This is a genomic window from Halomonas sp. AOP43-D1-4, assembly GCF_052446175.1.
In the GTDB taxonomy this organism is placed as follows: Bacteria; Pseudomonadota; Gammaproteobacteria; order Pseudomonadales; family Halomonadaceae; genus Vreelandella; species Vreelandella citrativorans.
Map to the genome: position 1 here is coordinate 108,903 of NZ_JBQSVY010000010.1, position 13,470 is coordinate 122,372.

Genomic DNA, 13,470 nt, shown 5'->3' on the forward strand with positions numbered 1-13,470 from the left:
TTAATTTTACTATTGTATTTCAAATATTGAAGATGCTTTTTCTTTTGCATCTATATATGTAATTTTTTCAACCAAGGCTTTTTCAGGGCCATTTGCACAGAGTCTAACTACCGCATCGACAGCCGTTTTGCTTCCTTGAAACAATGCTTCGATATTATTCGAGGAGTTTTTACAATAGCCTGTTACGCCATAAATAAGCGCTTGCTTAGCGATCCAGCGGCGAAAATTAACTTTTTGCACTTTGCCTGAGATTATGATCTTGGCGCAGTGATCCAGTTCTTTTTTATCGTTCGGGAAATAGTAATCAGCAATAGCTGCTGCAACATCTAATGGCTCACCGATTGTAGGCCAGTGATGAATTGGTATATCGCAGTTGGCATTCATTTCTATCACTGAATAGCTCTGCGATGCTGCAGGTTTTGAGATGTCCTCTACTATGAGGTCCACGCCGCAGCACTCAAGATTATCAAACGCTTCCCAGCTTTTGCGTGCAATTTCAACAAAGTCGGGATGAATAATGGACGTTACATCTTCGCCTTCGCCTCCTGCACCAATGTTAGCAATTGTTTGTAAATCAACGCGCTGGTCTACAGATAAAATTGTGTCGGGTGTCATATTGATTTTTTGAAGGCGCGCGATAATTTCTGGTGTTAAATTTAATAAATACCTACCGTCATAGGGATTTTTAGCACGCTCTTTGTTTTTCTCATCCACTAACTCTTTTACTGTTGATTTCCCATTGCCAATTATGTGAGCTGGCCAGCGGCGCATGGCGGCAATGACATTTCCACCAGCCACCAAAATTCGGTGATCGTGACCGTCTATATGCTCTTCAAGTACGGCTGTAGAGGGATGGATACTCTCTAATGCTTGGCTAAGTTGTTCTTTATTTGTAATCGATGACGTAATGCCTTTACCGCCGGAGCCTGAAATTGGTTTCACGACCGCCTTTTTTGTAACGAGGGTGTCGAACCATGCGTGTGCTTTCTCAATTTCTGATGACTTTAGCGTAATGCCTTTCGGCGTTCTTACGTCGTTGGTATCCAGCAGCTCCTTGGTTTTGATTTTGTTTTTTGTGATTTTTACCGCTTTCAGCGATGAGTGAGCAGGCATCGTGCTCTTAAAAACGATGGCTTTGTCTTTCCCCTGTGCAGCCCATCGCGTGGGTTTGCCGTCCGCATCTGTAAAAAATTCAATCATGATATTTTTTTGAAACAATGCCCTTCTGAGGAGTATGTCTTTTTTCCCTAGAAGCTTGTAAAACGGATGTTTTCTGTCAAAAGAAAACGGCTTTGTGAGAATTGAAGAGTCTTTGTTGATGCTGTCCATTCGCATATGATCCAGTTGTTTTTCAATCAGCGCATCTTAACTGCTTTTAGCGTGCTGAGCGAGCTGATCAGGTGCCAAGAATTACGAACCCCACCACCGCCCTGAGCGGTTTTTTTGTGTGCCTAAAATCTGAGGCTACTATGAAAATCACAGTGCAAAAATGGCTGAAAAAGCACGGCTATAACCCCGCTACGGCGGGGTTAGTCGTTTATTCTGGGCGGCTCTTGATACCGCGCTCGACATGGAGCAATGTGCTCGTGAGCGCCTCTGCACAACTGATAGTGAGTCGCGAATGAACGATGTACTCGCCCAACTGCTCAGCGGTCACGACCCGACGATCTATCGTATCCCCGCGGTTGAGCTGACGTGCTCGGCGTGGGAGACGGCGATCCGTAATATCCCCGGCTGGGACGACATAGTGCTAGGGCATGAGGATGGTCAGCGGCATGAGTACCTGGGCTCGCCGCTTGATCTTGCGCTGCCCGCTAGTGATGACAGCGGGCAGCAAAAGCTGGGGTTTGCGCTGGGTGGCGCCAATGCGGATGCGGAAGATCTGGTCGATCAGGCGCTGGATGCTAGCGCGATTATCTACCTCACGCTGCGCATGTATGCATCCAACAACCTCATTGCGCCGGCGCGGCGCCCGCTGCGAATGGTTGTTGATGAGCCAACATTCCAGCCTGATGGCACGCTGCAGGTGCGGTGCCGACATCGCGATCTGCTGTTTCGGCGCTTTTTGCTGGGCCGTTTTACCGCTAACAAATACCCCGGCGTAGCCCTCTTCGTTTAAGGAATCCCAATGCTCGATGAGTACCGAAACGCCCGCTACAAAAGCGGCGGGAGGGGTGAGCGTGTGGGCGGCATTCGGTTATTTGATTGTTACGGATTCTTACGCGCTGTGCGCGCCGAGCAATACGGGTTGCCCACGCTGCCCAGCTATGAGGGCGTGGCCACCGATGACGCCCGCCGTGTGAACCGTTCGCTGCGCGAAGTGTGCCAGGGTCTACAGCCGTGCGGAGTGCAAGCGGGCGCAATGGCGGTGTGCTGGACGGGTGAGCTTGCACTGCACTGTGGCGTCGTGGTGCCTCTCAACGGCCTGTCGGGGGTGATGGAGTGCACTGTGGATGTAGGTGTCCGCTGGCAATCGGTGCGCTCATTCAGCCGTGAATTTACCAGAGTGGAGTATTTTACGTGAGCGAGATTCGTTTATACCCGTCACTATTTCGCGAAATAAACGGTGTGGCGACGCAGCCCATTAGAACGCAGGACGTGGCTGGCGGCTCGCTGCAGGAGTGGCTGTTCAATGCCGTGCCCACGTATGCAGAGAACCCCGAATTCACCCCGTGGGAGATAGAGCTGGAAGGGGCGCGTGGGAATGTGGTGCTGCCGAATGACTATGCTGGCGTGATGCTCGATCAGGTGTCGGTAGTTCACATCTATGCAAATCCTCAGCGCTCGGTCGTCAGTGCAGTCGGCTCGCTGTTCAGTGCGGTGGTGGACCTGTTCAGCGGAGTGTTTAGTTGGCTGATGCCATCGGTCCCAACGCCCAACGCGAATGGCGGCATCGAGCAGGGCTCACAAATTAATGACCCGAGCACGACGATAAATCGCCCGCGCTTGAATGGCGTCATCAATCAAGTGGCCGGGCAAGTCAAGTTAGCGCCGTACTATTTGGCACCACCTCACTCTTACTTTATTGACCCACGAACCAAGGCAGTGGACATACTGCTGTGCGTCACATGGGGGTCGTGCCTGCTGCCTGCCTCGCAAATCCGTATCGCTGAAACGCCAGTAACCGCGTTTGGGGATGACGTACATTGGCAGGTATTTCAGCCGGGTGAGAGCATCACAGGCCATTCTGCTAATCAGCTCTGGTACAACGCGCCAGAAGTGGGCGCGGCCAGTAATGGGCAGGCGGGGCTAAAGCTCAAAAGCGTATTCCATATCACTGAGCGGTTAACAGCCCCTTCGATCAATGTCGATGGCAATCAAATTAGCCTTACGGGGGAGCATGAATTCCCCAGCGATTGGGAGCCGGGCCTGCTGCTCAATGTGCGCGTACCGCGCCAAATAGAACTACAGCCCCCGGCCCCGGAGGATAGCCGCGCTGTACTGGCAGGGTCGTATGACGACTTGGGTCTAGCCGTGGGCGATGCCGTGGTAATTCATGGCGATGCGCTGAACGGTGATTACATCGTACACAGCGTGAGCAGTAATGCTCTAACGCTGAGCTATCCGGACCTTACCCCCGTCACTGATCCCACCGGGGGCGTTTATCAACTGACGATAGATAAAGCGGGCGCGCGGTACCGCATCGTGTCGCGTAGCCAGAGCAGCATCGTGGTCGAGAAATTACTGGCTGATAACAACGTAGACGCAACCTGGCTGGGCTGGAACGCCTGGGTATATCGTGATCGCTGGAATATTTTTGTAGACAGTAGCTATGCGCAAAGCGAGTGGCTAGGGCCGTTCCCTGCGCAGAAAGCAGGCACGCTGATTAACCGCATAGAGGCCCAAGTGCTGGCAGTACGTGGACTGGGCTATGCCCACGAAAATGGCGTGGACTACAACGGGCAATGGGTTGAGTTGCAGTGGCGTGAAATCGGCACTGAGGAGTGGCAGTGGATGGGGCAGGAGCTGTGGGGCGCATCGCGTGACCAGTTGGGTTTCACCCTCGGTGTCGATTTTGATACGCCCACGGCAGTGGAGTGCCGATTGCGTCGGATGAATCCCGAGAACACTGACGTGGCCGCGCTTGAGGAGCTGCACTGGACAGGGCTGAGCTCGCGGCTTTCTGAAAGCCCGGATCGCTACGACGACATTACGGTACTGGCAATGACGATCGTCGGCAGTGATGCGATCGCGGCGCAGAGTGAAAACCGGATTACGTGCGTGCCGACGGCAATACTCAAGCGCATGGATGGCACTGTAGGGCCAACGCGATCAGCGATTGATTTTGTACGCAATGCCGCCAATCAATCAGGGGTTTCAGACGATGAAATCAACATGGAGGCCATGCAGCGGATTGACAATATAACAGCAGCCAGGGGGGATACCTTCGACTATAACAATGACGGCGACGACACGGTAAAGGCAGTGCTGGAACGCGCACTGGCAGCGGTATGGGCTCAGTTAACGTGGGACGAGGTGCTAACGCCGGTGCGTGATGAGCCCCGCTCCCAGCTGGGGCACATGTATAGCCCGCAGAACATGCGAGCGGACGCACTGCTGACGAAAACCGTTAGGGCGGTGAGGCCGGATGACTACGATGCGGTGGACGTGGAATATAAAAGTGCAATCACTGGTGTAATTGAGACTGTGCCATGCCGTATTTCCGATGACCCGCCTCAGCGGATTGAAACGATACGTGTGGAAGGGGTGCCGGACGAGGTGCGCGCGTGGCGGCACGGTATGCGCCGCTTAATGCGTCACCTGCATGTAAGGAAGAGCTACACGTGGGGCACGCCTACCGACCTGCTGAATAGCAGCAAGGGCGACTACGTTCCCGTCGTAGGGCCTATCCCCAGCCGCGCTCAGTCGGCATTGATTGAACGTGTGGCGGTGGATGAGGACGGTGTGCATTTACAGGTAAACGAGGTGCTGAAATGGGGCAGCATTGAGCAGCACGTTATTTACTGGCGCAACCCGGAGGGAGAGTCACAAGGGCCATATCGCGTGCTACGTGGTGATGATGATTATCACGTGATTGCGTTGATGGGTGATGATCCGGTACCGGTTGTCGATCCGACAAAGGAACCCCCGCACCTGGTGTTTGGCAGAGTGGAGCATGTGTTGATCAACAGTATTAAACCGTCGGGCATGAGTAACGTCAGCGCAGAGGCTGAGGGCTATGACGAGCGGGTGTATCAGTACGATGATGCGCATCCGTAGATGGAAGGCTGCTGCCTGCAGGAATGTGAGCGGTTCTTTTGTTCCTGATGTAAGCAAAAGCCTACAAAATCAAAGCACATTTCCTACATGCGCGCGCCGCTTGAACAGCTATTGTAGGAAGAGTGACGCCAAGCTCGCCGCAATAGCATGTCGCATGTGTCACTCGGAGTCGCTCGAACGGACTCGAGCTGCCAGGGATGGCGTATTTAATAAGGTAGCGGCCTCACAATCTGCCCTACCGGCGCATCGTCACGTGTGCGCCGCCATACGCCCTCAGTCATCATGTCACGCCGCTGGATCACATAAGCAGTAGTACCGGGCTGACTCGGGTCGCCGGGCAATGACGTTGTATAACATCGACCGCTATATAGCTGGCTCCGGTGGATGATGTGGTACTCAATCATGCATCGCGGCAGCATGTATTTGCCGAAGCGCCGCCAGCCGCGCCGCTCCATGCTCTTGCGCCATAAGGTTGCTTTGTAGTCCATTGCGTCGTTATTCGATGGTGCGGCAAGAGGTGGTGACTTTGCACCCTTGATAAATGCCGTCGGAATCCGTGCCGTTATCCCGGTACGCCTCCATGATAACTATCTGAATGTCAGTTGGTGTCTCCCCAAGCGTTTGGTGCATTTCATCAAATGCCGCTTCCATGTGGCGGCTGATAATTTTCTGCATAGCGCTGGTGTTGTCCTTCATGCCATCGACTCTTCTGGATTCCAGCGCAGTCGTACAGACTCGGCTGCGTCATCGAGAGGAATCATTGTCACGTTTTCAACTGTGCCAAGGTCGTCTAGCAGGTGCGCCCAATCCTCATCACTGTCATCAGGCTGGCGCTGGATCTCAACACAGCATTTATCTTGTGCACTAGGGCTGTTTATCTGGCGCTTCACTCGGTCAACCAGAGCTTGGTAGGTTTTCGCTGACATAAGCACCTCATTATTTAACTGTTGAAATATACAGTGGTAGGTGCGGAGTATAGTCAGGGGAGGCTACAAAAATCTAGGGGACTGGTCGCAATTTGGTCGCAGACTGTGTGCGACCAATGTGCTGTGTGTAAGCATAGTAAAAAGGTAAGAGGCTGATTTTCTAGCGAAGCCCGGTGCAAGCGCGGCCCGCTGGAATTGCCGAAGCGGATTCAAAATCCGCTGTGGTAGTTACAGGCTGAAAATTAGTTCTTGGATTCTTAGCAAGCCCTTGGATTTATGTTCAAAAAAATCCTTATGCTTGTTACCAATACCAGCGTTCAAACTTCCTAAAATATGCGATAAGAGCTGGGCATTACAGTATCCGCCGACTTCTTCAGTTCTCCACTCTTGCAACTTCTCCCCTATATTTGATGAGAGGTAGGATATTACCGAACAGTGACGACGAATTTGCATATCTAAATGCCTTAACTGTATGCCCCTTTCTTGGCTGTGCTCTTCATGGGCAAGTGCGCTTATCTCGGCAAAGTCGGCAAGTAAGAGTTGAAACCGCTGAATTAGGACCTCTTTTTTCTGAAGCTCTAATCTACTTTTCTCGCTTTCTCTGTGCACGTCAACAGCGTGCTTTGCAGATCTCGCAGAGCGGAAGGCTGCAAGTGCTGCTATAGAAGTTGCTATTGCAGCGATCACGGCCGCGACATCGGCAATGTTCAAGCTTAGTTCAGCCATGGTGCAAGACTCCTGCTGGGTATTAGGTATGCTCTGATTAGTAGCAACGCATGGTTGCGGTTTGGTTGCTGACTGTCTGCAACCAATATAAAGAATGTAAGCATAAGACGGCAGGAGGCCGAAGGTCTAGCCGGGAGGCCGCATGGCAGGCGCGACCGTGGTTGATACTGCTTTGCACTCATAATCCCATGTCCAATGTCTTGTTCGTGGCGGATATTTGCCAGCGACTGTACAATCATTTATCGAATAGCTGCCCAAAAAAACCGATCTGGGTAACATGCTGGGTAACGAATCTATGAATTGTAAGCATGAGTGAATATAATCAGGCAGTTATGAGTAAAAAAGTTGTTATGTTGGACAATTACGACAGCTTCACTTTTAACATTGTCCAATACTTGAATGAATTGGGTGCAGAGGTGGTAACGCATCGAAACGATGCCATTACCCTTGAACAGATTGAAGCCCTGGCGCCTACGCATCTGGTTATTTCCCCGGGGCCATGCACGCCCAACGAATCGGGGATTTCAATGGCCGCTATTCGTCACTTTGCCGGTAAACTGCCTATATTGGGTGTTTGTTTGGGGCATCAGGCGATTGGTCAGGTATACGGTGCTCGGGTGGTCCGTGCACCCCAGGTGATGCATGGTAAAACATCGGCTGTTTTACATACCCATCAGGGCGTTTTTGACGGGTTGGATAACCCCCTCGAAGTAACCCGTTATCACTCGTTAGTGGTGGAAAGGGAAACGCTCCCCAACTGCCTGGAAATAACGGCCTGGACAACAGACAATGATGTGACGCCTGGTTTGATCATGGGACTGCGCCATAGCACACTGGATGTAGAAGGGGTGCAATTTCACCCTGAATCAATACTGACTCGCCAAGGCCATGAGCTATTGGCAAATTTTTTAAAACGTGGCTGATTGCCTGGTTCACACGCTTTAGAGGCTCCTCTGTTCATGCAAATGCGAGATGCAATTAATGCGGTGATACACCGTGAAGACCTCCCTTTTGACGTTATGCATGCCCTGATGCGCCAGATAATGACGGGTGAAGCGTCCGATGCTCAAGTAGGCGGCTTATTGGTCGGGCTTGCCATGAAAGGGGAGAGCGCGGTGGAAATTAGCGCTGCCGCCCAGGTCATGCGCGATTTAATGCGTCGTGTTGAGCTAAACGCTGAGAACGTCGTGGATATCGTGGGTACCGGCGGCGATGGCGCTAATCTATTTAACGTATCCACCGCGTCCAGCTTTGTGGCTGCAGCGGCGGGTGCGCATGTCGCAAAGCACGGTAATCGCAGCGTATCGTCGTCTTCCGGCAGCGCCGATCTTTTTGATATTGCCGGTATTTACCTTGATCTTAAGCCTCAGCAGGTCGCCCGTTGTATTGAGCAGGTGGGGGTTGGCTTTATGTTTGCGCCGAATCACCACCCGGCGATGCGTTATGCCATTGGCCCGCGCCGTGAGATGGGCGTGCGCACGCTCTTCAATATTCTGGGCCCGCTGACTAACCCTGCAGGGGCGCCCAATCAGGTGGTCGGTGTGTACTCGCCAGAACTGGTGCCGCTGATGGCTGAAGTGCTTAAAAAGCTGGGCAGCCGCCATGTCATGGTGGTTCATTCAGAAGATGGTTTGGACGAAATATCGCTGGCAGCTTCTACGCAAGTGGCGGAGCTTAAAGAGGGCGAGATTACTCAGTACACGGTTTCCCCTGAAGCGTTTGGCATTGAGCGCCAGAGCCTGGCAACGCTGAAGGCCGCTAACGCAGAAGATAGCCTGCGGTTGGTAAAGGCGGCATTGAGCGGTGAAGGCCCCGCATCCGACATGGTGGCCTTGAACGCAGGTGCCGCCCTTTACTGTGCGGGTGTGGCTGACAGCCTGAAAGAGGGCGTTCTGATCGCTCAGGATGCTCAGGGGTCTAAACTGCCGCTTGAGAAGCTCAGAGAGCTTTCACACTTCACCAGCGTTTTCAAAGAGTAAGTGACCGCTATGAACCAACAGGCAACACCCACTATTTTGACGCGAATTCTTGCCCGCAAGGATCAGGAAGTCGCCGAGCGCCAGCAGGCGGTATCCGAGACGTATTTGCTCGCGCTTGCCAAGCAGCAGAGTGATCCGCGCGGGTTCATCAACGCGCTTAATCAGCGTATTGCGGTCGGTGACCCGGCGATTATTGCCGAAGTTAAAAAGGCGTCGCCCTCCAAAGGCGTCATTCGAGAAGAGTTTCATCCGGCGGATATCGCCAAAAGCTACGCTCAAGGCGGTGCGGCCTGCTTGTCCGTACTAACCGATGCGGACTTTTTCCAGGGGCATGAAGACTATTTGATCGTCTCGCGGGACGTCTGCGAGCTGCCGGTTATTCGCAAAGACTTTATTACCCACGGTTACCAGGTCTCTGAAGCACGCGCCATTGGAGCCGACTGTATTTTGCTGATTGTCGCCGCACTGGATGATGCCAGGCTGCTTGACTTGCATCAGCAGGCCAATCAACTGGGAATGGATGTGTTGGTAGAAGTCCATGATGCCGATGAGCTAACGCGTGCGCTTAAGCTTGATTTGGCGTTGGTAGGCATTAACAACCGTAACCTGCACACGTTCGATACCAGCCTCAACACGACGCTGGATTTACTGGCGCATATTCCTGAAAACGTAACCGTTATTACTGAGTCGGGTATCCATACTCAGGCGGATGTTCAGTTAATGCGGGATCACCACGTTAATGGTTTTTTGGTTGGGGAGGCTTTTATGCGCCAAGCCGACCCTGGCCTGGCGCTTAAAAAGCTGTTCTTCTAAGCCTTGTTAATCCCTGGGGTGTTCGCCCGCGCTGCGTAAGGCATAAAGCAGGGCTTGCAGCGGGTGGTGAAGCGTTTGTTCTGAAAAACGCTTCACCTGGCTGCGGCACGAATACCCCGTGGCCAGCAGCCTGTCGGTGTTTTCCTCTGCCTCGACCTGGGGTTGCCAGGATTGGGCGTAGATGGTTTTGGACGTTTCGGCGTTGCGCGTTTCATGGCCGTAGGTGCCGGACATTCCACAGCAGCCGGTATTGATCAGCTCCAACGGCAGGCCAAATGCAGCAAATACTTGCTGCCACGCCTTCGGGCTTCCGGGGGCGTTGGTTTTTTCGGTGCAGTGCGAAAGCAGCTTAAAGCCAGGGGCATTGGGGGATAGCTGTCGGGGTGCCAGGGAGGGCAGTCGGATAGCCAGCCACTCCTGCAGCATCAATACCTCGGGCACGGCGTCGGGTCCCAGCGCTTTCACGTACTCCTGACGGTAGGTCAGGGTCATCGCCGGGTCGATCCCCACCATGGGCACCTCAAACTCGCGCAACGCCCGCAGGCGTTTCGCCTGCTTTTCGGCCGTACGCTCAAACGCACCCAAAAAGCCCTGGACGTGTAGCGGTTTGCCGTTGGCGCTATAGGGCATCACAAACACGCGCAAGTTGAGCCGTGAGAGCAGTTCGACCACGTCCATGACCAGTTTGGCTTCAAAGTGCGTGGTGAACGCATCCTGAACCACAATCACGCTATTGGCGCGCTGCTGGTCGGTGAGCAGAGCAAGCGAGGTGGGCGTGGCTTCCGCTACACCCCAGGCACGCAGCTGCTTTTTAACACTGGCGCGAGAGAGCTGCGGCGAGTCGCTCATCCCCACGCTACGGCGCATCAGCGTTTCCACCCAGCGCTGGCCCATCACGGCGTTATACAGTGGCGCTGCCCTGGCAAGCGTGGGCAGCATGAACTCTGTGCTGCCTATTACGTAGTCGCGCAGGGGGCGTAAATAGCGCCCGTGATACACCTCCAAGAACTGCGAACGGAACTGCGGCACGTTGACCTTAATGGGGCATTGCCCCGCACAGGATTTACATGCCAAGCAGCCGGCCATGGCGTCGTAGACCTGATGAGAGTAGTCATGATGCTGCCGGCGGCTGAACGTATTCGCCAGGCGTTTTGGAAAGTGTTTAACAAAGCCCCATCGGCCTTCCGCCTTTTTCTTGCGCGACTCCTCGACCACGTCAATGCCCGCCTGGGATTGCAGACGTAGCCATTCACGCATCAGGCTGGCGCGCCCCTTGGGCGAGTGAATACGGTTGCGGGTCGCCTTCCACGAGGGGCACATGGGGTCGTCCACATCGTAGTTGTAGCAGGCGCCGTTACCGTTGCAGTACACCGCTGCGTCATAGGCCTGCCAGGCGCGCTCATCAATGGTGCGGTCCAGCTGGCCGCGCATCGGCACTGCGTCGATGCTTAGCAGGTCCGGGTCGCTGTCTTTGGCAATCAGCGCGCCGTTCTCTGCCGGTGAAGCGATCTTGCCAGGATTAAGCTGGTTAAACGGGTCAAACGCGGCCTTGACCCGCTGCAGGCTGGGGTAAAGCTCGCCAAAAAATTTGGGTGCATACTCGGAGCGTACCCCTTTGCCGTGCTCACCCCACAACAATCCGCCGTATTTTTGGGTCAGGGCGGCGACTTCATCGGAGATGTCCCGAATCAGCACTTCCTGGGCCGGGTCTTTCATGTCCAGCGCGGGGCGCACATGCAGTACGCCCGCATCGACATGCCCAAACATGCCGTAAGCGAGCCCACGCGCGTCCAGCGCGGCGCGGAACTCGCTAATAAAATCGGCCAGATGTTCTGGTGGTACCGCGGTATCTTCAACAAACGGCAGAGGGCGCTTCTCACCCTGCACATTGCCCAAAAGGCCCACCGAGCGTTTGCGCATGCCGTAAACCGCGCTGATCTGCTCACGGCCTTCGGCCAGGGTATAGCCTAATCGCGTGACCGTGGCATCCTGGTTCAAGTGACGCGTAAAGGCCTCTACCTGCTCGGCCAGCGCCGCAGGGTCGTCGTCGCTAAACTCGACCAGGTTGATACCCCGAATCGGTATGTCGCTCTCGGGGAAGAACTCGGCCACGCTGTCCCACACAAAATCGGCCATGGCGAGCGTGAGCACCGTATCGTCGATGGTTTCGATCGACACAGGCCTGGCGCTGGCCATCAGCGTTTTGGCATCGCGCAGCGCATCCATAAAGCTTGTATAGCGTACGTTGACCAGGGTGGCGTGCAGGGGGATGGGCAGTACGTTCAACACGGCTTCGTTCAGAAACCCCAGCGAGCCTTCCGAGCCACACAGCAGGCTGTTGAGATCAAGTGCATGCTGGTCGTTGCGCAGGTGGGCCAGGTCGTAACCGGTCAGGCAGCGGTTAAGCGGCGGAAAGGTCGCCTCAATCAGTTCGCGCTGCTGATCAATAATGCTGGCCGCTGTGCGGTGCACCTGTCCAATAATACCGTCCTGCTGGCAGGCCTGCTGTTCCTCATCGGCACTGAGTGCCCGGCTATGCAGATGCTGGCCACCCAGCAGTACCGTGTCGAGTTCCAGCACGTGGTCACGGGTTTTTCCGTAAGCACAGCTACCCTGACCGCTGGCATCGGTCGAGATCATGCCGCCGATGGTCGCTCGATTGGAAGTCGAAAGCTCTGGGGCAAAAAACAGCCCGTAGGGCTTTAAGGCGGCATTCAACTGATCCTTCACGACTCCCGCTTGAACGCGTACCCGACGGTTCTCGACATCAATGTCCAGCACCTGATTCATGTGCCTGGAGATATCCACCACGATGCCATCGGTAAGCGACTGACCGTTGGTACCGGTGCCGCCGCCTCTTGGCGTTAACACCACCTCGCGGTAAGGCACTTCAGAGGCCAGTTTGGCCAGGCATTCCAGGTCTTCTGCATGGCGGGGAAATACCGCCGCCTGGGGCAGACGCTGATAGATCGAGTTGTCGGTTGCCAGCACCGTGCGGTGGGCATAGTCAGGGGCAATCTCACCATCGAAGCCGCGTGTTTTAAGGGCTTCCAGAAAGCGCAGGTAGTGGGAGGCCAAGCGTTCAAACGGGGCGGTCCGAGAGTCCAGCGATGCAATCATAATCGTTCAAGCCGTCAGTGCCGGGGCATCAAAAAAAGAGAGCGCTACTTTACCTCACTGCCTGCCTGGCTGCACCCTGCGCTAAACATGCTAGCTCAAAGCTTCTTTTACCAGGGCGGCAGAAGCAGGTGACATGGGCAGTGTCAGGGCTAATTCATGCGCTTGGGGTGACATCTTGCGCCAGGTTTTTTGAATAATTCGCACCATATGGTCATGTTCGACCTTGCGCGAGAAATCGGCAAAATAGTTTTCCAAAAATACCAGACAGGCGCAGTCTTCAAGTGTCTGTACATCGGCATCACGTCCGAGGCCCTTTTTGGTGATGAGTGTGATAACTCGCTCGGCGTCCTCTGCGCTATAGCCTGCTTCACGCATTAATTGAGCGGCCGTGTCGCCCGCGCGGATACCCTGGTCGCGTCGCCAGGTTAAGTAGCCTACTCGACCTTCAGGGTACGCTTCGCGCGCTACCTGCCAGCGCTGCAAGTGCTGGGCGCGGACAGCAATCTGTAAGCACTCGCTGGGTGTCTGGTTAAGGTGAGCAAGCCATTTGCTCATGCGCTGTGCGTAAAGCAGCTCGGCGGGGAGCGGCTCATCGGCCACGTTGGTCGTTTTGGGGTCTTCGCTGTGAAGCTGGTCCAGCGCAGTTAATACCTGTTCAAGGCGGTGGGGCATGATGCTCTCCTGGT

At 54.5% G+C, this 13,470-nt stretch carries 13 protein-coding genes; 6 read left to right on the forward strand and 7 right to left on the reverse strand.

From position 1 onward, the window contains the following. Positions 1-9: 9 nt before the first annotated feature. Positions 10-1,329, reverse strand: a complete 1,320-nt coding sequence (locus ACT3RQ_RS12615; RefSeq protein WP_444640733.1) for an acylphosphatase — start codon at positions 1,327-1,329, stop codon at positions 10-12. 292 nt (positions 1,330-1,621) lie between these two features. On the opposite strand from ACT3RQ_RS12615, the gene ACT3RQ_RS12620 reads away from it, so the two are divergent. From ACT3RQ_RS12620 to ACT3RQ_RS12630, 3 genes are read left to right on the forward strand one after another with little or no spacing between them, the layout of a single operon-like run. After that, entirely contained in the window at positions 1,622-2,119 is a 498-nt protein-coding gene (locus ACT3RQ_RS12620; RefSeq protein WP_444640735.1) for a DUF1833 family protein, read from the forward strand. A 9-nt stretch (positions 2,120-2,128) separates the two neighbouring features. Next, positions 2,129-2,524, forward strand: coding sequence for a hypothetical protein (locus tag ACT3RQ_RS12625; protein ID WP_444640737.1), 396 nt, complete (start codon positions 2,129-2,131; stop codon positions 2,522-2,524). Further along, a complete protein-coding gene (locus ACT3RQ_RS12630; protein ID WP_444640739.1) occupies positions 2,521-5,220 on the forward strand; it encodes a host specificity factor TipJ family phage tail protein in 2,700 nt (899 codons plus the stop codon). The genes ACT3RQ_RS12625 and ACT3RQ_RS12630 overlap by 4 nt, the downstream gene beginning before the upstream one ends. Positions 5,221-5,426: 206 nt before the next feature. Here ACT3RQ_RS12630 and ACT3RQ_RS12635 read toward each other — a convergent pair whose 3' ends face one another. The 4 genes from ACT3RQ_RS12635 to ACT3RQ_RS12650 form a co-directional block, all read right to left on the reverse strand. Further along, positions 5,427-5,708 carry a hypothetical protein gene (locus tag ACT3RQ_RS12635; protein ID WP_444640740.1) on the reverse strand — a complete coding sequence of 94 codons (282 nt, stop codon included), beginning with the start codon at positions 5,706-5,708 and terminating at the stop codon, positions 5,427-5,429. A 7-nt stretch (positions 5,709-5,715) separates the two neighbouring features. Further along, positions 5,716-5,916: a hypothetical protein gene (locus ACT3RQ_RS12640; protein WP_444640742.1), complete on the reverse strand. Its 201-nt coding sequence runs from the start codon at positions 5,914-5,916 to the stop codon at positions 5,716-5,718. After that, complete coding sequence (locus ACT3RQ_RS12645; RefSeq protein ID WP_444640744.1) at positions 5,913-6,146, reverse strand: DUF1654 domain-containing protein; 234 nt, start codon at positions 6,144-6,146, stop codon at positions 5,913-5,915. Before ACT3RQ_RS12645 ends, ACT3RQ_RS12640 begins: the two co-directional genes overlap by 4 nt. Before the next feature lie 228 nt (positions 6,147-6,374). After that, positions 6,375-6,872, reverse strand: a complete 498-nt coding sequence (locus ACT3RQ_RS12650; RefSeq protein ID WP_444680597.1) for a hypothetical protein — start codon at positions 6,870-6,872, stop codon at positions 6,375-6,377. 332 nt (positions 6,873-7,204) lie between these two features. On the opposite strand from ACT3RQ_RS12650, the gene ACT3RQ_RS12655 reads away from it, so the two are divergent. Genes ACT3RQ_RS12655 through trpC form a run of 3 tightly spaced genes read left to right on the forward strand, consistent with a single transcriptional unit; the run spans position 7,205 to position 9,664 of the window. Beyond that, positions 7,205-7,795 carry an anthranilate synthase component II gene (locus tag ACT3RQ_RS12655; RefSeq protein WP_444680598.1) on the forward strand — a complete coding sequence of 197 codons (591 nt, stop codon included), beginning with the start codon at positions 7,205-7,207 and terminating at the stop codon, positions 7,793-7,795. A 36-nt stretch (positions 7,796-7,831) separates the two neighbouring features. Next, positions 7,832-8,851 carry an anthranilate phosphoribosyltransferase gene (trpD, locus tag ACT3RQ_RS12660; protein ID WP_172117095.1) on the forward strand — a complete coding sequence of 340 codons (1,020 nt, stop codon included), beginning with the start codon at positions 7,832-7,834 and terminating at the stop codon, positions 8,849-8,851. 9 nt (positions 8,852-8,860) lie between these two features. Further along, positions 8,861-9,664, forward strand: a complete 804-nt coding sequence (gene trpC, locus ACT3RQ_RS12665; RefSeq protein WP_444680599.1) for an indole-3-glycerol phosphate synthase TrpC — start codon at positions 8,861-8,863, stop codon at positions 9,662-9,664. 6 nt (positions 9,665-9,670) lie between these two features. On the opposite strand, the gene ydiJ is transcribed toward trpC, so the two are convergent. Further along, entirely contained in the window at positions 9,671-12,784 is a 3,114-nt protein-coding gene (gene ydiJ, locus ACT3RQ_RS12670; protein WP_444680600.1) for a D-2-hydroxyglutarate dehydrogenase YdiJ, read from the reverse strand. 90 nt (positions 12,785-12,874) lie between these two features. Next, complete coding sequence (locus tag ACT3RQ_RS12675) at positions 12,875-13,456, reverse strand: DUF4202 domain-containing protein (protein WP_444639491.1); 582 nt, start codon at positions 13,454-13,456, stop codon at positions 12,875-12,877. Between the last annotated feature and the right edge of the window lie 14 nt (positions 13,457-13,470).